Source organism: Stenotrophomonas sp. YJH_SMC_14-1 (genome assembly GCF_059372275.1).
This window is the reverse complement of sequence record NZ_JCAFVK010000006.1, coordinates 189,018-212,542: the sequence shown is the minus strand read 5'-3', so window position 1 is coordinate 212,542 and position 23,525 is coordinate 189,018. Positions and strand designations below refer to the sequence as shown.

The window sequence follows — 23,525 nt, the reverse complement described above, 5'->3', positions numbered from 1 at the left end:
ACATTGGACTCGAACCCGTACCCCAGCCTCTGGTTGAGACTGAGAATCCACCGGATCCATTCGTATGCACCTGTCGGATCACAAAGCCCGGATCCAATGCATGTGCTCCAGGCACCGTGATGTTGATCAGACTACTGGTGCTCGGATCGATGAGGTGCGTTACGTAACCCGTCGGGTCATCCCGTCACGCTCCGGACTACTGCAAACCCAGAAGCGCTTTTGCGCGGCGATTGAACTACAGATACTCCTCATAGGAAAGATCAACCTTGTCACTCAGGAGAATGTAGACACCACTCGCTGTCAGTTCCACCTTATCAACCTTACCTTCAAGGCGGGAGGAAACCTCCTCGGGTCCAAATCCAAGTGCGTCGCTGCAAAGCCGGGCATCCCAGAACTGGGCAGGGTACATCGTCAGGATGTTCTTCCTGCCGTCGAAATCCTTGACTCCAGCAGCTTTCAGATCCTCAAGGGTTGGCCCCTCTCGGCCCACACCGTCCTGATAGTCCATCGAATGCATGCCGTACGTGACCTTCACTCTGTACGCACCGAACGCCTCGGCAACAGAAGCGACGCAGTTCGTCAGAACGCTCGGATAGTCCCGTGCCTTGTTGCTGCTTCTGAACCCATACAGAGTGATCTCGTCCAACGCAGCCACATCCGCGTAGTCGTACCCGGTCCCCCTGAAAGCGTATGTACCGATGATCGACAGACCTTTCAGTCCAGTCTTGATCTCATAGCTTGCCAGCAATTCTCCTCCACAGTCGGGTACAGGCGGCAGCTCGAGAGCATGGAATCCCAATGGGCACTCGATTGCCGACATCCTATCCATGACATGGAGATGCCTCTCGGCAATCGAGATGGCTCTGTCAGGCCGTGCCTGAAGATGGATTGCAATGCCCTCAGTACTCACTGATTCCTCGTCCTCACAGAAATCACATCATCCATTCCATCCGGCGTGTGCGCGTTCTGGTTCGGCGACCACACCCAGGTGACGAACGGGGTGTGCTGCACCGGCGCGCTAGCCGCGCAGGCCGCAAGGGCCAGTGCCAGCGGTGCGGAAACAGGGAGGCGGGAACTGATCATGGACAAATCGTAGCCAGTACACTGGCGATTGACAGAAGCGCGATCGACCACTTCGTCATCTTGCCCACATTGCTCATATCGCTACTGCCGAGCTGATTGAACCTGTTTCATTCATATGGAGTCTGCACTTGCCGGACGCCGATCACCCGAAGCACCGCTGCCCCCCCCCCCTTGGCCCTGAGCGGATATCCAGCAGGAAGTGAAGTACGTCGCGGAAAGTCCGAAAACAACCAACGAACAAATAAGCAAAATAGTTCAGGACGCCCGCAGCTGCGGTGCCGCATGAAGCGCACGATCGCCACGATACTCAGGACAGGTAGGGTGACCAACCCAAGCATGAGGATACAGCGAACCAAACCCCACAGTAGATCACATGGAATGAGTGCCACCACGCGCATCTGACCGCAGCGGAGGGAGCTGATTCGGAACTCAGAATCGAGGAAGACAATCGCCCCTGCGACCAAGCACGCCGACCAGATGGATAGATACATACCCATAACAGGTCGGTAGCGCCACGCATTTTGTCAACTTTCCATGTACTGATTGATTACTCATTCAGTAACAGGATCGTAGACCGCACCAACCACCCCAGCCTCATCCAGGCGACGCCTCACCTCTTCACTCACGATCAACGCGCCCATGAATTTCTCGATTCGGAAAATATGCCTCGCGCCGATCCTCTCTCGATCGACAATGAGTTTCGTGAACGCCCTGTACTGACCCGAGAGATCCGGTCTGACCGGATCATCCTCTTCAAACTTCATGAAATCGGAACGACCTTCGTCTACGCAGTCAACGCGCGTCTCCACGATCAATACAGAGTACTCGCCACGAACATCCTGACCCTCGATGATCAATGGTTCGACAACGACATTCATATAGGGCTCATCGAACTCAGGCAAGCCAACAAGCGCATCTCGAAATCTCGCACTTACCACTGGAACACTTGCATACCCGGCAAGAGAGTAATCGACCTCAACCCCACAATTCACGAGATCAAGGCTGTAGGTCCCAGGTTCCATGAAGTTGACGGGAGGATCTATGAAGAGCCAGTTATCCACATGATTGATATTCCCTAGAGTCCATCGCTCTGCAATGCTCATGTCGGGCCTGATGCGAAAGTATTTCAACTCAACTCCTCGTCAACCACTTGTTGACCTGACTTCCCACGATAACCGCTTCTGCCTTCATCCTCTCCAGCGTTCTTGTGACTGCAGAGTTGTACGCTGCCGTGCCAGGCTTCAAGCCACTGGTCGCTCTGTCAAGATTATCATATACGTACTGATGGTATGCCTCAGGGTGCGGCCCACGATGGCCCTTGACTGCAACCAGATTCTCTACAGACTTGTTTATATCAAGCCCTGCGCCTTCGAAGAACCGCATGTACTCTTTGGTCCACGCGACCTTTCCATTGGCCCCCACAAGACATTTATTGGTGCAAATATGATGCTTGGGAGCAGACTCGAAATCGACGGGAGCGGGGACCGATGAACGCGCACCATCCAAGGTGACGTAACCCCCACTATTGTCTTTGAAGATCGGCTTGCCTTCATCCGTATATCTCCCGGTCGAGGTGTAGGTTCCTCCTCGCGGACCAGTAACGCTGGCCGTGCCATCGGCGTTCTTGACCAGCGTGTAACCGTTGGGAACATTGAACTCTGGCGAAGGCAGTGCCAACGGCTTGTTCACAGGCGCCGGGACGTCTGCCGGCTGTCGCGGGGGGACCAGATCGGGTGCCACCGGCTTTGCAGCGGCGCCTGACTCCAACGCCGCCAGTTTCCTGGCCTTCGCGGCCGCCCGCATCGCGGTGACATCACCCAGGCTGATCACAGCCAATGCGACGTCCAGCCCCATGTCACCCTTGGTGAATCCGTTTGCGGCCACATCGGCCAGGTTCCATTTCTGGTTCAGGCCCAGCTCGTAGGTCGCCGCATCCCAGCCGTTCCCGAAGTAGCCTGAAATGGACGACCAGGCGCCGGCGCCCTTTTCCTTCATGACACCCCAGCCGCCAATTTCACCGATGCGCTGGAAGTCGTTCAAGGCCTGCTTGGTGCTCTCAATGGACATGTAGATGGCATTCATCTTCGCCATGTCCATGACCATTCCACCCGCGTTGGTCACCACGCCTGCTCCCGAGCCCGCCTTGTCGAACAGCAGATTCAGTGCCGCGTTGGCCGCCGCCTCCTGTGTCTTCCCATTCAACGCGAGCATGCCGGCGGTGAATGGATCGCAGCGCCCTGCCGCTGCACAGGTGATCTTGTAACGGGCATCCAGGGAAGACGTATGCGTCAGCAGATCGGAGGCGAGCTGGCCACCATTGCCCTTCGTCAGTGCCGCCTGGGCCAGATCAAGGCCATTGTCGTTGATCCATCGCAGATAGGTGGAATCATTCTGGGTAAGTGACCAATAGGCGTCACCCAGTTTCGACTGCTCTGCGCGGCAGGCAGGCGAATCGGCAGCCGCGGTACATGCTGCAATCAGTGCCGTATTGCGCGCATCCGACAGCGCTGCCAGCTCCTTCTGTTCGCCGCAACGCTCCCCGCTCTTCATGCAGCTAAGCATGGCGTCCAGGAACTGCATGCGCTCTGCATGATTCAGGTAGTTGTTCTCGACGGAGTTCTTGGCGATGGTGGCTCCCAACGCCGCACCCATGGCTCCGTCTCCACCAATCCCACCAGCCATCGCGCCGACCGCCTGGCCCAATGCCTTGATCTGCTGTTCCTGCTCCGGAGTCAGCTGCCCGCCATTCTGCCGCGCGTAGTAGTCACCCAGGAATTTGGCTGCCAGTTCACCACCTCCTGCAGCAGCGGCTCCGGTACCCGCCGAACCCCCATTCGCCTCCGCAAGCAGCGCGCCAAGAAGCGCGTGCGAGAGCATCTGCATCGCCTCACTTGGGACGGCGCTCTGCTTGTTTGGATCGAATGTCTTTCCAATCAGCTCAGCGGCGTAGGGCGCGAGTGTGTTCGGGATGACCTGACCACCTGCCTGCCCTGCCACGCCGCCGACCAGCGCGGTGGAGACCGCGTTGAGCGCACGGCCGTAGGTACCGTCGGGTGCCCACTTCTGCTGCGTGACCAGTGCATCAGGGTAGGAGCTGTCAAATCCGGCAAGGGCGGCGTACTGGTCCTTGGAACTGAGGTTGGCAAACGCCTCCTTCTCTGCGGCGCTCTTCCCTTCCAGGTAGGCATCAGTGATCTTGTTGATCCCGTAGCTTCCAATGTCCGATGCGATCTGCTTGCTGGTGGCCAGTACCGTGCCTGCTGCATTCGCCATCGCCTGCTGATCGGCCAGCATCTTGTTGGCATCCGGCATTGCCTCCAGCGCGCGGTGTGCCGCAGCTGCATCGGTATTGACACCAAGTTCGGCCGCTGTGGTCTTCCTGCCGCCGATGGTGATATTGCCCTCGGTCAGTGTTGCACGCGTGCTTGAACTGTCGCTGCCACTTTCATGCATCGGCAGTCCACCGCCGAACCCGACACCATCCACGCCGCCGAACGTTCCGGATTTGATGCTGCTGCCGATACCCTGCAGCTGCTCAACCGCTCCCACACTCTTGTCCGTCGGGCCCTTGCCACTGCTGCCGAAGCCACCGCTGATGCTGCCCGACGTGGCCTTGTAGTCCATATGGTTCTGCAGGTCGGTAAACGTCAGCGAATCCGCAGTCAGCTCGCTGTTTCCTGCATTGGTGCTGGCGATCGCGCCGCCCACCAGATTCACGTGGCCAGCATCCACGTGATAACCACCATTGCCGGCAAACAGGCCGCTCTGCTGGCCAACGCCCTGATAGCTACCGTTGGCCTTGCCTCCGCTGGCGTAGCCGTCGGCGTTCCACGCGGTGCCGAACGAGACCTGCACGCGGCCGCCCACCTGGCTGTTCTTGGACATGCTCTCGGCGACGTCCTGCAGCGATTCGATGGTCAGCGTGCCCCCCGTCTTGACGTCGATGCGGTCGGCGGTGGCGGTCGCGCCGCGAAGGGTGGTATCGCCCTCGGCCTTCATCGAGATGTTCTTGCCGGTCAGCGTGGTGTTCTGCCAGGTGCTGCTCTCGGCATTGGACTTGCTGCTGCCCACACTCGCTTCGGCGTAGACATACACACCGGTCTGCGCACCCACCGCAACGCCCACGCCGACTTCGGCGCCGGCATTGCTGCTCTTGCTACGGTCGGCCACATGCGCCTTGCCGGCTTCCAGCAGGATGTCACCGGCCGAATCCAGACTGAGCGTGTTGCCCGCGCTCAGGTTGCCCTGCACCACGTGGATGTCGCCCTGGGTGCTGGTCAGGTTGACGTTGCCGCCGCCCTGGATGGTAGAGCCACGCGAGACCTGGCTGCTGCCGTCGGCACTGCTGCTGGAGGTCTTGAAGCCAACGCCGGCCTCGGCACTGATCAGTGCCCCGCCTCCGCCCTTGCCGGCCATGCTGGAGATGGCACTGGCGGCCTGATAGGCATTGGCACCAGCAGCAAGCCCCTGCATCTTCTGCAGGCGGTCGTCGGACTTGCGGGCGGCGTCGACGTTGTTGAGCAGATCGATCAACGGCGATTTCACCCGCGCGAAGGCGCCGATCTTCAGGTCCTTGTCGCTCTGCGAGTAGTGACCGCTTTCGTCAGCGGTCAGCAGCTCGATCTCAGCGGCAGTGATGTTCACGTCCTTGGCCGCCACCACATTGCTGGCGCTCTGCGTGTACTTGCCACCGGCGGTGAGGTTGACGTTGCCGCCGAGACTGCCAATGGTGCTGGCTACCTGCGAGACCTGCGCGCTGTCATCGCGATGCTGCTCGCGATGCCAGCCGGAGAACTTCTCGGTATCGGAGATCTGCACAGTGCCGATCGCCTTGCTGTCCGAGCGGTTGGCATTGCTGACCGTGTCCTGCCCACTACGGATCGTCAGGTCGCCCGCAGCGCGGATGCTGACGTCCTTTTCCGCCGCAATGTTGGCGGCGGTCAGGCTGATATCGCCCTCTGTGGTGGCCATGCGTACACCGCCACCCACCGACAGCTGTGTGCCGGTGATGGTATCGCTCTGGCCGGCGCCCTCGCTGCGCGAATTGTTGGTGCCAAACGGCAGACCGGCGGAGTTGGTGGCGATACCCCAACCCTTGCCCCGGCTGTCGCTGTCACTGCGCTCGGTGTTGTGCGCGACATCGAACACGATGTCCTTGGTGGCCAGCAGGACAGCATTGCCCTCGGCCGTCATCTGCGCACCCTGGCTGGTGATCGAGCCGCCATTGGCGATCAGCGAGAGATTGCCGCCAGCATTGAGGTTGCTGACCCGGGCGTCACTGGTGGAGTGGCTCTGGTTGCTGTTCGAGCGCTGGCTGCCGGCCGTGATCGCCGGCAGCACGGCCGCCGACACGCCGGCCGCTACGCCTTCAGCGGTACGCGTGATCCGGCCCATCATCGTGCCACTGTCGGCCATGCCTTCGGTGGCGTTGTCGCGTGCAGTGCGGTACGCCTTGGCCGGGTCGTAGGTGACGCCCACCGAGAACCCGCTGGACTTGCTCGACTGGCTGGCCTGGGTATCCACCGTATCCTGGCGGGCAATCAGGTTGATGTCCTTGCCGACCAAGGTCAGGTCCTTGCCTGCGGCCACGTCGGACGCGGCGATCGTCAGCTGGTTGCCGGCGTTGATCAGCACGCTGCCTTCGCGCGAGGCGATGGCGGAGCCGACCTGGGTGGTCGACTGCTCGGCAGAACTGCTGCTGTTCTTCGAGCTGCCGTAGCCGATCGAAGCGGTTCCATTGGAGAAGCCACCGGTGAAGCCGGACTTCTTCCTGGTCTCGCTGGACTCACTGCTGTGATGGTCTTCCGCAGAAGTGATCAGCACATTGTTGCCCGCACCGAGGACCACTGTGCCGGTGGCATCAACCACCGCGCCTACGGCGGTCAGATCGCGGCCGGCGGTGACGCTCACGCTCTCGCCCATCAGGCCGGTGCCAATGGCGTAGCTGTCGCTGCTCTCGGCGTGGCGGGTGGTGGTGGTGCTCGACAGGGTTTTCTTTTTCTTGTCGTAGCTGTCCAGGCTGAAGTCATGCGTTTCGTTGGCCGAAAGCAGGTTGACGTCGCGACCGGCCGCCACACTCAGCGTGCCATCCGAGCTGGCAACCTGGGTGGCAGTCAGGTTGATATCGCGGTTCGCTCTCAGCACTACATTGTCGCCAGCCTGCAACTGGCTGCCACGCACGGTCTCATCACTCTGGCTGATCTGCAGCGAGCTGCGCTTGCCACCTGCATTGAAGTCGCTGCTGCGGCTGTCCACCAGCGCCTGGCTGTTGATATCGCCACCGGCCTGCAGGGCCATGCCGCCATCGGCCTTGATGCGGGTTGCAGCCAGGTTGATGTCCTTGCCCGCCGCCAGCACCACATCGCCAGCGCCCTCAATCGACGTCACCGCATGCGTGGTCTGGCTGTTGCTGGTGTGGTTGCGGCTGTCGTGGTTCAGCGCACTGCTCTGGCCCAACGTCTGCGCACCCAGGTCCAGGTTGCCACCGGCAACCAGCTGGGTGATGCCGTGGCTGCCGGCATTGCGGATCTCTGCAGCCTTGAGGCCGATGTCACCGCCGGCCACCACCGACAGCACGCCATCGCCACCGGAGTTGGTGACATACAGGCCCGCCACGCGATCCAGCGTTGTCTTCTGCTGCGACAGGCGGTCGCCCTGATCCTTCCATTCCGTGGTGGTCGAGGCCACGGTGATGTTGCCGCCGGCCTTCAACGCCAGCGCATCGGTAGCCTTGACGGTACTGCCGATGATGTCGATGTCCTGCCGCGCCGACAGGCCCACCTGGGCACCGCTGATCTGGCCGCCGGACAGGTTGCGGATGTTGCCGGCATCGATGCTGACCAGCTGCCGGCCGGCAATCGTGCCGCTGTTGACCAGGTCACCGCGCAGTTTGACGTCCACCTCCGCGCCGGCCAGCAATGCGCCATCGTTGCCAAGGTCGCCCGGCAGCACCCGCAGGTAGACCTGCGGGACCAACGCGCGAACCACCGAGCCATCGGCCAGGGTGACGTCCTTTTCCACCAGCCAGACGATGTCGCTGGTCAGGCGTGCCATCTGCTCGGCGGTGAGCGCTACGCCTGGGCGCAGGCCCCATTCGCTCGCCACCGTGGCACCGGCCTCGAGCAGCGCGCGGTACTGGTCCTCGTCGCTGGCATGGCCGGTAAGGAAGCGGCGGCCGGTGAGTTCGCCGATCTGCTCGCGCACCAGCTTCTGCTCGTAGAAGCCGTCGCCCAGGCGCTTCTGCGTCTGCGAGGGATCGAAGCCTGCGCGCTGCAGCAGGTAATCCGAGCTGAGCCAATCGCGATAGCTGGCAAAGCGCGGGTCGGTTTCCACGATGTGGTTGCCACGGTTGGCGTCCACATTGAACAGGCTGGCGGTGGGTGCACTGGCATTCGGGCTGGTGGTGATCACCACGCGCGGATCAGCACCGGTTGTCGTCGTGGCCTGCTTGCCATCCACTGCGGCATTGCCACCACTGCCGGCATGCTCTCCGGCGCGCACCGCCGCCGGGCCGTTGGCATTGGCCTGCCCGGCCTGGGCGGCATTGATGTCCTGCGCCGTGCCAGCACCCGCCCCGGCGTTGCCGGCCTGGCTCGGGCCCTGGGCACCCGTCGCGTCCGCGCGCACGCCGTCGGTCTGGGCGACCGCCTGCTGATGACCACCGTTGGCGCCCTGCGCCGCGCCAGCGGTGCCCGGCCCCTGTGCGTCCACGCTGCCGGCACCCTGGCCTGTGCTCTGGCCGGGCCCCTGCACGCTGCCCGCGCCAGGGCCGACCGCACCTGCACCGCGGCCGTTGGTATCCAGCTGCGCGGTGCCCTTGCCACCACCGGCGTTGGGGTTGCTGCCCCCGTTGTTGTCGTTGCGCAGGTTGCCGACATCGATGGTGAGCTTGCCACCGGCGGTTATCGACGAACCCAGCGCGCCGGTCTTCTCGGTGATCGGTGCCGCCTTCCAGCGGCTGGAGGAGCCACCGTAGGTGATGGACTGGTTGTCGAAGGTGCTGGTACGGGTCAGCTGCTCGGCAGCATTGATCACCTCGGACTGATCGCGGTTCAGGCCGACGATGGCCAGGTCGCGACCCGCGGCGATGTTGGCGAAACGGTTCTCCAGCCGATCGGTGCTGATCCGCATGCTGCCGCCCGCGTTGATCACGGCGTTGTTTCCTGCCGAAACCACCACGTCTTCCACGGTGGTGCGGGTGGCAATGCGGGTCTTCTCGTTGCCGCTGGTCTCCTGCGGGTGACGCTGCATGTTGATCAGCGTCGCGTCCGGATTGTTATAGTCCGGATAGGTGATGATCTGCACGCAGGTCGTGGTGCAGGTGCCGTAGGCGTTGTTGTACCGAAGGGTATCGGTCACGTACTCGATCGGCGGCGACCCCGGACCACGGGTGGACAGATCGCGGAAGGGATCTTCCGCGCCTGCGCCAAGCTGATCGGGATTGTTGCGGTTGTCGGCGCGGCTGACGTAATAGATCGTGACCGTGCCGTCCTGCACGCTCAGGCGCTCACGTGACGCGCGTGCGCCATGCACGCCACCGCGGGCGAACGCATAGGCGCTGGTGTTGCTGGACAGCCGGATCACCGCCTTGCGGATCTGCTGGCCATCCGGAGTGACATAGGGGGTGTCTTCGAGGATGTCCGCCGGGTTGAGGTAGTAGATCTCATACGGCTGGTAATTCGAGGTAGCGCGGAAATCCCGGTTGTTGTTGTTGGCGTTCTTGAACCAGCCGGGTTGTTCCAGCCGCACCGGTGCATGCACGGTGGTGACCTTCTCCACGACCACGTTCTCGCGGATGTTGTTCACCGCCAGCGCGGACAGGTCCAGGTTGCCGCTGACCTCGATGGTGGAGCCGATGTTGTCCACCTTCTGGGCGCTGCCTACCGCGCCCAGGCCGTTCAGGGCACCGCCGATGGCAGCGTCGCCATCGCTGAAGATCAGGCTCTTGCCGCTGTTGGTCAGCGTGCCGACGCCGAGGTCCAGGCGCTGGCGCGCGGCGATGGTACCTGCACGGTCCACGCCGCCGATGTTGGCTGCCAGGTTGTTGAGCGAACTTGCCTGGATGGCGACGCGGTCACCGTAGATGCGGCCGCTGCCGATGTTGTCGACGGTCGCGGCGGTAATATGGGTGACGTTGCCGTCCAGCAGGCCGTAGTTGACCAGTGCGCCGCCCGCTGCAAGGCGGGTCAGGCCGATGCTGCTGATCTCGCCGGTGGAGGCGTTGGTGATGTTGCCCGCATTGATGTTGACGTTGGCGCCGGCCAGCTTGCCGGTGTTGTCCAGGTTGCCCTGGATGGACAGGCTCAGCGTGCCGTTGGCCACCATCTCGCCACGGTTGGTGTGGCTCTGGCCCAGCTCCAGAGTCATGTCACCCTGCGACATCAGCCGGCCATCACCAATGATCTCGCGGGTGCGGAGGGTCTGCTGCCTGCCGGCCACCAGGGTGCCGCCGCTGTTGACCAGGGTATCGGCGCGGACATCGGAGCCCAGCGCCGCCGACACCAGGCCACCGCTGTTGTCCAGGCGCTGGTTCACCTGCAGCACGAGGTTGTCGGCAATCACCTGGCCGTTCTGGTTGTCCAGGTTGCTGGTGGTCACCTGCAGGGTCTTGCCCTGCAACCCCAGTGCAGGACCATTGCCCGGGCTGAGCGTATTGCGGTTGTCGACATGGCCGGCCTGCAGGTCGAGGCGGCCGGTCGCGGCCACCAGGCCGCCACTGTTGAGCAGCGCGCCCTGCAAGCTGATGTCGGCATTGCCACCGGCGGTCACGCTGCCACCGGTGTTGGCCAGCTGCTGCGCGCGCAGCAGCAGGTCGGCCGCACTCACCAGCGAGCCGCCGCCACTGTTGTCGATGTTGATGGCCTGCACGTCGGCACCGGCCTTGGCGGACACCGCGCCACCACGGTTGTCCAGATCGCCGCTGCGGATCTGCAGCGTGCCACTGCTGACAATGCCGTTGCCGTTGGAACCGGCATTGATCAGCCGCTGTCCGGCGGTGTTGATGCTGAGGGCTGCCGCCGACTGCAGCAGGCCGCCTGTGTTGTCCAGGGCACCGCTGCGCAGCTCTGCGTTTCCGGAAAGGCTGGCAATGATGCCGCTGCGGTTGTCCAGTGCCTGGCCGCGGGTATCCAGCTGCAGATCGTTGGCGATGATCCGGCCACTGTTGTTGTTCAGGCCGCTGGCCGAGACCTGCAGGTGCTTGCCGGCCTGGACCAGGCCGCCCTGGTTGCGCAGCGCATCGGCGCTGGTCAGCTGCATGTCCTGACCAGCAGCCACGGTGCCACCATCGTTGTTGATGGACTGTGCCTCGGCCAGCAGTGCGCCTCCGGCAGACAGGGTGCCCTTGTCGCTGTTGTCGAGCAGGCCGTCGACGCGCACGGTCAATGCGCTGCTGCCATCGCTGTGCACGATGCCGCCGCGATTGTCGAACGCGCCTGCGGTGAGGGTGGCGTCTCCTGTGGTCAGGATGCGGCCACCGCGATTCTCCAGCGCGTGGGTGATCGCCAGGGTGCTGATACCGCCGCCGGCAGCCTGGATCGTGCCCCGGTTGTTGAGCAGCTGCGCGCTGCGCAGATCCAGCGTGCCATTGCCGGCAAGCGTGCCACCGCTGTTGTCCAGCCTGTCGCGCGCGGACACCTTCAATGCATCGCTGCCAGAGGCGATGATCGAACCGCCCGCGTTGAGCAGCGTGCCTGTATCCACGGCGATGCGGGTAGCCGACAGCGTGCCGTCACGCAGGTCGGTGGTTTCGCCGGTCAACTGCAGGGCGCCATTGCTGAGCAGCTTGCCGCCCTGGGCATTCAAGGTGTGTGTGTTGATGGCCAGCATGCCGGTGCCAGCTTGCTGCACGGTGCCGCCGGCATTGCCGAACACTGCACTGGTCAGTGTCAGGTCGCCATTGCTGGCGATCAGGCCGTTGCCACCGTTGTCCAGTGACGTGGTGGCCTGCACGGTACTGGCCTGCGCGCCCGTCGCCAGCAGCTTGCCGTTCTGGTTGTCGAAGCGGTCGACGTTGAGGGCGAAGTGATCGGCAGTGAGGGTGGCGCCGCGATGGTCCACGGTCACTGCATCCAGCTGCAATCCGCCTGCCGTGGCGATGCTGCCGCCGGCGCCGTCCAGCTGGGTGGCCTGTACGGTCAATACGCCCTTCCCTGCATGGACGATGCTGCCCGCGGCATTGACCAGTTGCCCGGCATCGACACGCAGGTTGCCGGCATTGCTGGCGAGGGTGCCGCCGCCGTTGTTGAAACGGCCGGTGACGGTGATCCGGCTGTCGGACGTACCTGCCGAACTTAAGGTACCGCCCGCATTCGACAGCGAACCGGCGCTGATCTGCTGCGCACCGTTGGCAGCGATGGTGCCGCCGTCATTGCCCAGCGCGCCGCGTACCTGCAGCGACATCGCCTGGTTGCCGGTAGCGGTCAGCGTGCCCGCCGTGTTGTCCAGCTGGCCGGCCTCGACGCTGACCTGCTGCGCGGCCGTGGTGCCCGCACTGAGATCGATGGTCTCGCCCTTCAGTTGCAGCTCGCCATTGCTGACGATGCGGCCGGCATGACCCTGCAGCGTGTCGGCATCGATCTGCAACAGGCTGTCGCCCGCCTGCTCGATGCTGCCGGTGCGGTTGTCCAGCGAAGCCGCTGACACGCGCATGCCCGCACCGCTGGCGATGACACCCTTGTTGCTGTTGTCGAGCAGGCCATCGGCCTTTGCCACCAGGCGTGCAGCGCTGTGCAGCGTGCCGCCCTGGTTGTCGATGCTGCCGGCGGTGATGCCGAGCTCGCCGTTGGCCAGGATGCGACCGCCACGGTTGTTGAGGTTCTGGCCGATGTTCAGCTGGCTGGCCGCTGTACCGGCGGACTGCAGCGTACCGCCAGCATTGACCAGCTCGGCGCTGCGCAGGTCCAGCCCACCGTTGCTGGATACGGTGCCGCCGCTGTTGTCGATGCGTTCGCGCGCGCTCAGCCGCAGCATGTCGCCGCCGGTCGCGGTGAGCGTGCCGCCGGCGGTGATCAGGGTGCCGGTATCCATCTCGATCCGCTTGGCCGAGGTGACACCCGCCCGCAGGTCGGTGGTGGTGCCCTTCAGCAGCAGGCTGCCATTGCTGACCAGCGTGCCGCCCGTACCGTTGAGCGTTCCAGTATTGATCGAAAGCACGCCTTCGCCAGCGTGCTGCACGGTACCGCCGGCATTGCCGAACACCGCCGCCTGGATGCCCAGGTCGCCATTGCTGGCCAGCAGGCCTCCCTCACCGTTGTCCAGGCTGCCGACCACGTCGATCCGGCTGCCCTCCGCGCCAGTCGCCATGACCTTGCCGGCGCGGTTGTCGAATGACTGTGCGTCCAGCGCGATGCGCTCGGCCTGCAGGGTAGCGCCGCGATGGTCCACGCTGCCCGCCTGCAGGGTGATGGCGCCCGCGCTGGCGATGGTGCCGCCCTGGCCATCCAGTTGCCTGGTGCGCAGCAGCAGGCCCTGGCTGCCGGCATGGCTGAGCGTGCCCTTGACGCTGGCCATGCTGCCGGCGTCGATCTTCAGCGCCGCGCCATTGCTGGCCAGCATGCCGTTGCTGTTGTCGAACAGGCCGTCGATGCGGAGCTCAGTGGACGCGCTGCCGGCCGAACTGAGCGTGCCGCCACGGTTGGAGAGCTCACTGGCTTCGATGTGCTGGGCACCGTTGCTGGCAATGGTGCCGGCGTCGTTGGCCAAGCGACCGCTGATCTGCATCGTCAGCGTTCCACTGCCCGTAGCGCGCAGCGCACCCGCACTGTTGTCCAGGCTGCCGGCCACGATGTCGAGCTGCTCGGCCGCCACGGTACCGCCGCGGAGGTCCAGCGACCCGCCCTGCAGATCCAGCGCGCGGGCAGTACCGATACTGCCGCCCTGGCCCGACAGTGTTTCCGCCTCGATGTGCAGGTTGCCGTTGGCAGAGATCGATCCGCTGCGGTTCTCCAGCTGTGCAGCCCGGATCGCAGAGGCCGCTTCACCGGCCGCAATCAGCTTGCCATGGTCGTTGACGAAGCGCCCTGCGCGTACGTCGATGGCGCCATTGCTGCCCAGCGTTCCGCCGGTATTGTCGAGCAGGCTGCGGGCCTGCAGCTGAAGGGGCTGGGCGCCCAGCGCGCTCAACTGACCACCTGCCGTGATCACGCTGTCACCATCGATGCTGATGCGTTGCGCCGTCGTGGTGCCGTCGCGCAGATCGAGGCTGTCGCCCTGCAGGTCCAGCGAACCATTGCTGAGCAGGGTGCCACCGGCACCGGTCAGGTCCTGCGTGGTGATGGCCAGGCTGCCGGAACCGGCCTGCTGCACGGTTCCCCCGGCATTGCCGAAGGTGCGCGCGTGGATATCCAGATTGCCGTTGCTGGCGAGGGTGCCACCATTGCCGTTGTCCAGGGTGCCCTGCACGCGCAGCGTATTGCTGCCGGTGCCAGTGGCGACGATGCGTCCGCCCCGGTTGTTCCACCCGGCTGCCGTGATGTCCAGTTGCGTGGCGGTCAGCGACGCGCTCTGGTGATCGACTTCGGCCGCGTTGAGCTGCAGTGCGCCGGCGGTGGCGATCTGTCCCTTCGCGCCGTCCAGGCGCCCGGTGTCGATGACCAGACCGGCGGTACCTGCATGGCTGAGCGTGCCACCTGCGTTCATCAGGGCGCCGCTCTGCAACTTCAGGTTACCCGCATTGCTGGCAATGCTGCCGCCGCTGTTGTCGAGGGTGCCGTCGACCCGGATCTGCGACGCCGCGGTACCGGCCGAGTTGAGCGCGCCGCCGCGGTTGGACAGCGCGCCCGCGTGGATCTGCTGGGCGCCGTTGGCACTGATGCTGCCGCCGTCGTTGCGCAGCAGGCCCTGCACCTGCAGCTGCATCGCATTTTCGCCCAGTGACAGCAGGCTGCCGCCACTGGTGTCCAGCCCGGCAGCGTCGATCTTCACGTCACGGGCGCGGGTGCTGCCCTTCTGCAGGTCCAGCTGCTGCCCACTCAACTGCAGCTGACCGTTGCTGGCAATGCTGCCACCGGTCCCCTTCACCGAGGTCGCGTCGATCTTCAGCGTGCCGGTGCCGGCGTGGTCGATGCTGCCGCCCTCGTTCAGCAGGCCATCGGCCGTGATGTCCAGGTCGCCATTGCCGGACAGCAGGCCGCGCTGGTTCTGCAGCCGCTGGCTGGCATGGATGCGGCTGGTGCCGGTGCCTGCGGCGATCAGCTTGCCGCCATCGTTGATGACGGTGCCGCCGTTGATGTCCAGCGCACCATTGGCACCCACGGTGCCGCCGCTGTTGTCCAGGGTGCGCGCGACCTGCAGGCGCAATGCATCACTGCCCGTCGAGGTCAGCGTGCCGCCCGCGGTGGTCAGGTCGCCGGCACGTACATCGATGCGCTGTGCAGCGGTGGTGCCATTGCGCAGGTTGAGGGTATCGCCGTGCAGCTGCAGGATACCGTTGCTGAGGACGGTGCCGCCCTGGCCCTGCAGGTTGGTGGTGATGCGCAGGTTGCCGGTACCCGCCTGCTGCACGGTACCTGCGGCATTGCCAAAGGATGCTGCGTCGATCTGCAGGTCGGCATTGCTGGCCAGCAGGCCACCGTCGCTGTTGTCCAGATGATTGCGCACGCTGAGCGTACTGGCCTGCTGGCCGGTGGACAGCACGCGGCCGCCACGGTTGTCGAAGTCCTGTGCCGTCAGCTCGAGCTGGCGGGCGACCAGCTGCGCGCCGCGGTGGTCGGCACGGCCCAGCAGCAGGTCTGCCGCGCCTGCGGTAGCGATGCTGCCCTGTACACCCTCCAGTACCTCCGCTCGCAGCAGTAGCCCTTCGCTGCCGGCGTGGTTGATGTTGCCCTTCGTGTTGACCAGGGCGCCGATGTCCAGACCCAGGCGCGTGGCATTGCTGGAGATGCTGCCCTCGCCGTTGTCGAGCTGACCGATCGTCCAGGTCGTCGCCGCGCTGCCACCGTGGGCAAGGCTGCCGCCACGATTGATCGCCGACTGCGCCTTCAACTCGAAGCCACGGGCGAAGGTCATGTGGCCGGCGCTGTTGTCCAGCTGCTGCACCTGCGCGCTGGCCGCACCCTGGACCTGCAGGGTGCCGCGCATGTTGCGCAGCGCCTGTCCCTGTACCTGCAGGGTACTGGCGCCCAGCGTACCGTCGCTGTTGTCGAGGCTGTTGCGGGCGCTGAGCTGCAGGTCACCGCTGGCTTCAATGCGGCCACCGTCGTTGCTCAGGGTTCCGGCGATGTTGAGCATGCCGGTTGCCAGGGGCGGGAGCGGCGTGACCGGCGGGGTGCCGGTGCCCGGAGAGCCGCTGCCTGGGGTACCCGTGCCGGGCGTGCCGGTGCCCGGATTGCCCGTACCGGGCGTACCGGTGCCAGGCGGGGTACCGGTGCCGGTACCCGGCGAGACGCTGGCCACGTTGCCGATGCGGCCCTGCAGATTGCTGACATCGGCCGCCTGCAGCTGCAGCGCCTGCGTTCCGAGCTGTTCAATGCTGCCGCCACGATTGCGCAGCGCATCGGCGTTCACTTCGATGCGGCGCGCATTGAGCGTGCCACCACTATTGTCGACGCCTACCGGGGTCTGCACGCGCAGCTCACGCTCGGCACTGAGCGTGCCGGCATTGGCAATCCCGCCGCTGGCGTCGATGCGGGTGTCCTGCTGCGCATGCATCGCGCCGACATTCTCCAGCCGGCCATCGGCGGTGACTACCAGTTCACCGGCCTGCGCGCCGATCTTGCCGGCGTTGCGCACGCCCACGCCGTGTTCGTTGCCGACCAGCCAGATCCGATTGGCGTACATGCCGCCCAGTGCGCCCACGTCCAGCGCGAAGACGGGCGCCGCAGAAGCCGGCTTCTGCGCCTGGACACTGCTGTGATCGGCACTGACCACGTTGCTTCCCAGGCTGGCCTGCAGCTGGTTGGCCCAGATGCCGGCGTTGACCTGCAACGAACGGGTGATGATGTCGGTGTAGTCGGCGCGACTGGTATCCAGGCCTGCACCACCGACTCCGATGCTGCCGCCTTCCACGCGATACCCGTCCAGCACGCCATTGGTAACGATCGGCGTGCCGGTGGTGAGGGTCACCCGGCTGGCGTTGAGGAAGCCTGCGCCATTGACCTGGATGCCGGCCGGGTTGGCGATGACCACCTGCGCCCGCGCACCCGCGACCTCCACGTAGCCATTGAGGTGGCTGGGGTTGCTGCTGTTGACCTCGTTGAGGATGACACGCGCGGTACCGGTGGCCAGCCACGGATTGCCCTGCACCCAGCCACCCAGCTGGGTCTGCACGTCGCCGCGCGAGTTGTTGAGGATGACACCCTGCTGGCCGACGTCGAACTGCTGGTAGGTGTTGCGCGACACACCGCCGGCGCTGGGCGTGGTGATGTTCACCTGCGGCGTGCCGTTGGCCGAGGTGATCACCGTCGGGCGCTGGTTTGCCGGTGCGCCGGGGTCGGCGGCAATACGGCCGCGATCAGCCGGCGCCTGCTGCGCGGACAGCGGCTGCACCAATCCCACCCAGCCCAGCACCAGCCAGAGCGCGAAACTGATCGGCCGCAGGGTGCCGACGGTATTGCCGCCGCGGTGGTCTATCCCGCCGTGCGCAGCGTTGACCAGCTCGGAGGCGACCTGCATGACGCCGAGCGTACGGTTGAAGACCAGACGGTAGACTTTGTTCACGGCGCTGATTCCTTTCGGTGCTGTTGGGTTGTATGCGCAGCAGGCTGCGCGGTACCGCATCGTGTTGGCCGCGCAGGGGACTGCGCAGGCCGGTCATGTGCAGGCGTCAGAACGAGACGCCCAGGTTCATTCCGAAGGTGGTGTAGGCGGTCTGGAAGCCACGCGGCTTGGACAGCGGGCTGCCGACGAACGCATCCCAGTTGATGTGGCGGGTGCCACCGCGAAGCCCGAGGGCCGTACCGGTGAGCCGGTCGCCCAGCAATCGGGCCGTGGACGGGCCGGCGACACGCCCGTGATCAACGGCGACGTAGGCCTCCACACCGCCGCCTAGGGGCACGCCCACTTCATTGCGCAGCAACCAGCCACGCTCACCGGTCAGCGACATTTCGCCATCAAAGCCACGCACGGTGTGGCGGCCACCAATGGAGAACCGGTCCTGCGGCACCAATGGCGAGCGGTTCCACTGCGCACGCCAGCTGCCGATGTAGCGCAGGCTCTGCTTGCCCCACTGCAGCGGCAGGACCAGCTGCGCGTCCGCGGTATAGATGCGGCCATGCGCCGTGCCTTCGCCGAACGCCTCTTCCGGCGCACGCAACGCGTTGAAGGCACCGGTACCCTTGCGGTAAGCCAGGTTCAGATCCAGTGTCGCCTTGCCGATGAAGTGACGGTGGCCCAGGCCCAGCTCCCAGCCAGCCATGCGCCGGCGCTGCACTTCAATCTCGGTATCGTTGATGAAGTTGTCCGATTCGCGGTACCAGCCACGCGCGTACATGCTGGTCTTGGCATGCGCGTTGCGGAACAGCATGCGGGTCAGCCGCAGTTCCGCATTGCGGCTGGAGCCGCTGTAGACGTAGTTCTCGAACGCACCGGCAACGGTCTGCTCATAGTCGTACTTGCTGGCGTTGGCACCCAGCAGCCAACCGCCCAGCGGTACGCTGTAGTGCGCCGCCCAGCTGTCGGTGCCACGTTCGCTGCCGTTGAACACCGATCTGCCCACGTTGACGTAGAACAGATCGCTCAGGCCCGCAGGGTTGTCCACCGACACCGTGGCACCGGCCTGCATCTTGCCCGTGCTCTGGCTGCCGGCATCGTCCAGGGTCAGGTTGACGCGTACCGGACGCGCCTGCTTCCAGCTGATCACCAGGTCGCTTTCGCCGGGTTTGGCGGCCGCGCCATCGGCCGGTGGCGCGATCTGTATGTCCACTGAGGCGGTCGGCACGCGCTGCAGGTTCTCCAGCGCCTGCTCGATGTCACGCAGGTTCAGCACCTCGCCACGCTTCACCGGCATCGCATTCCAGAGGGCGGGGGTACGGCCTTCTCCGTCAGCGAAGCGGATGACGTTGACGCGCCCTGGCACGACCGTGAGCGTCAGCACGCCGGCCTTCAGGTCCTGCGGTGCGGCAAGGATGCGGGTGGTGACGTAGCCGCGCTCGATGATCGCGTTCTGCACGCGCTTCATCACGATGTCCACGCCCGCCGTACCCAGGCAGCGCCCGGTGGCGGGGTTGCTGCGGGGATCGGCTGCCGCCAGCGCCCAGCGGAAGCGGTCGGCAAGCTCGCCCTGCAGCGCGATGGTGGTGATGGTGAAACAGGGCGACTCATCAACCGGCAGGCGGCCGAGGTCTTCGGTGGCTGGCTGCAGGCGCACATCCGGTGTGGATTCCTGCTGTTCACGCAGCACGCGCTCGCGCTCCTGCTGCCGGAGCAGTTCCTGCTCCGGTGACACCGTCTGTGCCCATGCCGGCGCCTGGAGGCCAGTGATGGCCAATGCCACGCCCACGGACAACCGCCACTGCAACACCCGGCTGCGTACTTTACGTCCCTGTTCCACGATGCTTTTCCCTGCTGATGACTGCCAGACCGACGAAGATGCGGCTGGAAGAGGCAGCACTGTAAGGGAATCGTGTGGCAGGAAAAAGCACCAGCGAACCACGCTGGCGCAAGCCTTCAAGGCAAAGTGTGATGTCTGACGGAGGGCATTCCGCCAGCGGGCAGAGTCCTGGATCTACACTGGAACCAGCAGAGCTCCGTCATTGCGTCCACTGATGCCGGTGGCACAAGGAAAACCTGTACCTGACGCCCGCCACTGCGTGCAGCGCAGCAGTGGCGGGACGCCCTTGAAACCGTGAAACCGGTCAGGCCTCGTAGGCCGATTCACCATGCGAGGTCACATCCAGGCCGGTGCGTTCGGCCTCCTCGGTCACACGCAGGCCGACCACGACCTTGACCACCAGCAAGATGACCGCGGTCACCACCGCCGACCACACTACGGTGAGGCCGACGCTGACCACCTGCACCCAGACCTGATGGGCGATATCCAGATCCGCCTTGGTACCACCCAGCGACTGTGCACTGAACACGCCGGTGAGAATCGCGCCGACGATGCCGCCGACACCATGCACACCGAACACGTCCGCCGTGTCGTCCACCTTCAGCAGGCGCTTGAGGCCGGTCACCCCCCAGACGCAGACCATGCCGGCGACAAAGCCGATGATGATCGCGCCGAGCGGGCCGACGGTGCCGCAGGCCGGGGTGATGCCGACCAGGCCGGCCACCGCACCCGAGGCAGCGCCCAGTGCCGACGGCTTGCCCTTGCTGATTGCCTCCACCAGCGTCCAGCCCAGCACCGCTGCGGCAGTAGCCAGCACGGTATTGAGGAAGGCCAGCGAGGCCACGGTATCGGCCGCTGCCGCCGAGCCTGCGTTGAAGCCGAACCAGCCCACCCACAGCAGCATCGCGCCGATGTAGGTGAACGGCACGTTGTGCGGCTTCAGCGCGGTCTGGCCGTAGCCCAGGCGCTTGCCGACGAACCACGCGGCGACCAGGCCGGCGACGCCCGCGTTGATGTGGACCACGGTACCGCCGGCGAAGTCGATGGCACCCAGCTCACCCAGGTAGCCGCCACCCCACACGATATGTGCCATCGGGATGTAGCTGAGGGTGAACCACAGCGCCGAGAACAGCAGCACCGCGCGGAACTTGATGCGCTCGGCGAAGGCACCGACGATCAGCGCGGTGGTGATGCCGGCAAAGGTCGACTGGAACGCGACGAACAGATAGTCCGGCAGGCCCTTGATCGGTGTGTTGCCGACCGACTCGGGGGTGAAGCCCTTGAGGAAGGCGAACTCGGTGAACGACCCGAAGAAGGGATTGCCCGCGCTGAACACCGCGCTGTAGCCGTAGGCCACCCACAGCAGCAGCACCAGCGAGAACACCACCAGGATCTGGCTGAGTACCGACAGCACGTTCTTCGAACGCACCAGGCCACCGTAGAACAGGGCCAGGCCCGGCACGACCATCAGCAGCACCAGCAGGGTGGAGGTGAGCATCCAGGCCACGTCGCCATGATCATAGGCGGCGGCCGCTTCGGCCACGGCCGGCGCAGCGGCTGCAGCTGCAGGGTCCTGCAGCGGTTCAACGGCCACGCTTTCGCTCGGCAGCGGCGACACCTGCGCCTGGGCGTGGGCATTGCCCGGCCAAGCACCCGCGGCCAGCGCACTCAGCAGCATCAACAGCCACACGACATGGAACCGGGCTTGCCACCCGGTGAGAAGGCGCATCTTCATGGGGGAGTCTCCGGAAAGGGGTTACAGCGCGTCGGCACCGATTTCGCCGGTGCGGATGCGGATGACCTGTTCAACGGCGGTGACGAAGATCTTGCCGTCACCGATCTTGCCGGTGCCTGCCGACGATTGGATCGCTTCGATCACCGCATCGGCACGCTCGTCGGTGACTACGGTTTCGATCTTGATCTTGGGCAGGAAATCGACGACGTACTCGGCGCCGCGATACAGCTCGGTGTGGCCCTTCTGGCGGCCGAAGCCTTTCACTTCGGTCACGGTAATGCCCGACACGCCTGCGTCGGACAAGGCCTCGCGGACCTCGTCGAGCTTGAACGGCCGGATGATGGCGGAGATCAGTTTCATGCGCATGTCCCGATGGTGGATGGGGCCAGCGCGCCAGCGCGCGTTGGCATCAGGCAACCACGGGTCATCAGGATGATGACCGTGGCTGTTGCACCGGACACGTACAGGGCCGGGACGGCCGTGCCTCTCTCCTTGCACGACCGACGCGGGAGGGAGGGCGGCCCTGGTCGCGTATCCGGTCTCTCTCTTGCCCCTGGATCAGGGGTCAGAGCCCATTCGTAAACGAACGGGATCCGACCCCGACCTGACCGCGGCTCCCCAGCCGCGAAAACGGAAGCGATGGCGGCGGGTGGGAGGGGGAAACCCACCGCCATCGCATCCGGTCAGCTGGCGTAGTACAGCTGGTATTCCAGCGGGTGGGTGGCCGCGCGGAACTTGGTCACTTCCTGCATCTTCAGCGCGATGTAGCCGTCGATGAAGTCATCGCTCATCACGCCACCGGCCTTCAGGAACTCGCGGTCCTTGTCCAGCGCTTCCAGCGCCTGGTCCAGCGAGGAGCAGACCTGCGGGATCAGCTTCTCTTCTTCCGGCGGCAGGTCGTACAGGTCCTTGTCGCTCGGTGCGCCCGGGTCGATCTGGTTCTTGATGCCGTCCAGGCCGGCCATCATCAGCGCAGTGAAGGTGAGGTAGCCGGACTGGATCGGGTCCGGGAAGCGCATTTCGATACGGCGCGCCTTCGGGTTGGAGACCCACGGAATGCGGCACGAGGCCGAACGGTTGCGGGCCGAATAGGCCAGCATCACCGGCGCTTCGAAGCCCGGCACCAGGCGCTTGTAGCTGTTGGTGCCCGAGTTGGCGAAGGCATTGATGGCCTTGGCGTGCTTGAAGATGCCGCCGATGTACCACAGCGCCAGCTGGCTCAGGCCGCCGTAGCCGTCACCGGAGAACAGGTTGGTGCCGCCCTTGGACAGCGACTGGTGCACGTGCATGCCGCTGCCGTTGTCGCCGACGATCGGCTTGGGCATGAAGGTGACGGTCTTGCCGTTGCGGTGCGCGACGTTCTTGATCACGTACTTCATGCGCAGCAGTTCGTCGGCCTTCTGCACCAGGGTGCTGAACTTGGTGCCGATCTCGCACTGGCCGGCGGTGGCCACTTCGTGGTGCTGCACTTCCACTTCGATGCCGACCTGTTCCAGGGTCTTGCACATCTCGGCGCGCAGGTCGTGCAGGGTGTCGGTCGGCGGAACCGGGAAATAGCCGCCCTTCACGCCCGGACGGTAACCGCTGTTGGCGCCGTCGTACTTGGCGCCGCTGTTCCAGGCGGCTTCTTCGGAATCGACCTTGAAGAAAGTGTTGCCCATTTCATTGGCGAAACGGACCGAGTCGAAGATGAAGAATTCCGGCTCCGGGCCGAAGAACGCGGTTTCGGCAATGCCGGAGGACTTCAGGTAGGCCTCGGCGCGCTTGGCGATGCCGCGCGGGCAACGGCCATACGGCTGCATGGTGGCCGGGTCGAGGATGTCGCAGCTGATCACGATGGTCGGATCGGCGTAGAACGGGTCGACGTAGGCGCTGGCGGTATCCGGCAGCAGCACCATGTCCGACTCGTTGATGCCCTTCCAGCCGGCGATCGAGCTGCCATCGAACATCTTGCCTTCTTCGAACAGCGACGGTTCGACGATGCTGACCGGGAAGGTCACGTGCTGCTCGACACCACGCATGTCGACAAAGCGCAGATCGACGAATTCGATCTGGTTGTCCTTGATCAGCTTCTCAACGTTTTCCACGGACATCGGTACGACCTCGGATGGGGATGAATGCCTGCTGAGGTAGAGCAACGACCGTGCCAACTTTTCAGATGCCGCAAGTCATTGATTTCATGAAGGCCGCCCCGTGCGGGTGCAGAACGCGGCGCACCAA

General features: G+C 64.7%; 7 protein-coding genes. All 7 read right to left on the bottom strand.

Going from position 1 to position 23,525, the window contains the following annotated elements; translation table 11 throughout:
• Positions 1-235 precede the first annotated feature (235 nt).
• Positions 236-910, bottom strand: coding sequence for a hypothetical protein (locus tag AC5P9P_RS15110; protein ID WP_033834608.1), 675 nt, complete (start codon positions 908-910; stop codon positions 236-238).
• A gap of 724 nt (positions 911-1,634) precedes the next feature.
• Positions 1,635-2,186, bottom strand: a complete 552-nt coding sequence (locus AC5P9P_RS15105) for an imm11 family protein (protein WP_197628585.1) — start codon at positions 2,184-2,186, stop codon at positions 1,635-1,637.
• Positions 2,187-2,214: 28 nt separating this feature from the next.
• Positions 2,215-17,739, bottom strand: a complete 15,525-nt coding sequence (locus tag AC5P9P_RS15100; protein WP_495232905.1) for a hemagglutinin repeat-containing protein — start codon at positions 17,737-17,739, stop codon at positions 2,215-2,217.
• A gap of 106 nt (positions 17,740-17,845) precedes the next feature.
• Positions 17,846-19,570, bottom strand: a complete 1,725-nt coding sequence (locus tag AC5P9P_RS15095; RefSeq protein ID WP_495232904.1) for a ShlB/FhaC/HecB family hemolysin secretion/activation protein — start codon at positions 19,568-19,570, stop codon at positions 17,846-17,848.
• Between the two features lie 304 nt (positions 19,571-19,874).
• Positions 19,875-21,305: an ammonium transporter gene (amt, locus tag AC5P9P_RS15090; protein ID WP_049402861.1), complete on the bottom strand. Its 1,431-nt coding sequence runs from the start codon at positions 21,303-21,305 to the stop codon at positions 19,875-19,877.
• A 21-nt stretch (positions 21,306-21,326) separates the two neighbouring features.
• Positions 21,327-21,665: a P-II family nitrogen regulator gene (locus tag AC5P9P_RS15085; protein WP_004134334.1), complete on the bottom strand. Its 339-nt coding sequence runs from the start codon at positions 21,663-21,665 to the stop codon at positions 21,327-21,329.
• Between the two features lie 323 nt (positions 21,666-21,988).
• Positions 21,989-23,398 carry a type I glutamate--ammonia ligase gene (gene glnA / locus AC5P9P_RS15080; protein ID WP_005407550.1) on the bottom strand — a complete coding sequence of 470 codons (1,410 nt, stop codon included), beginning with the start codon at positions 23,396-23,398 and terminating at the stop codon, positions 21,989-21,991.
• Between the last annotated feature and the right edge of the window lie 127 nt (positions 23,399-23,525).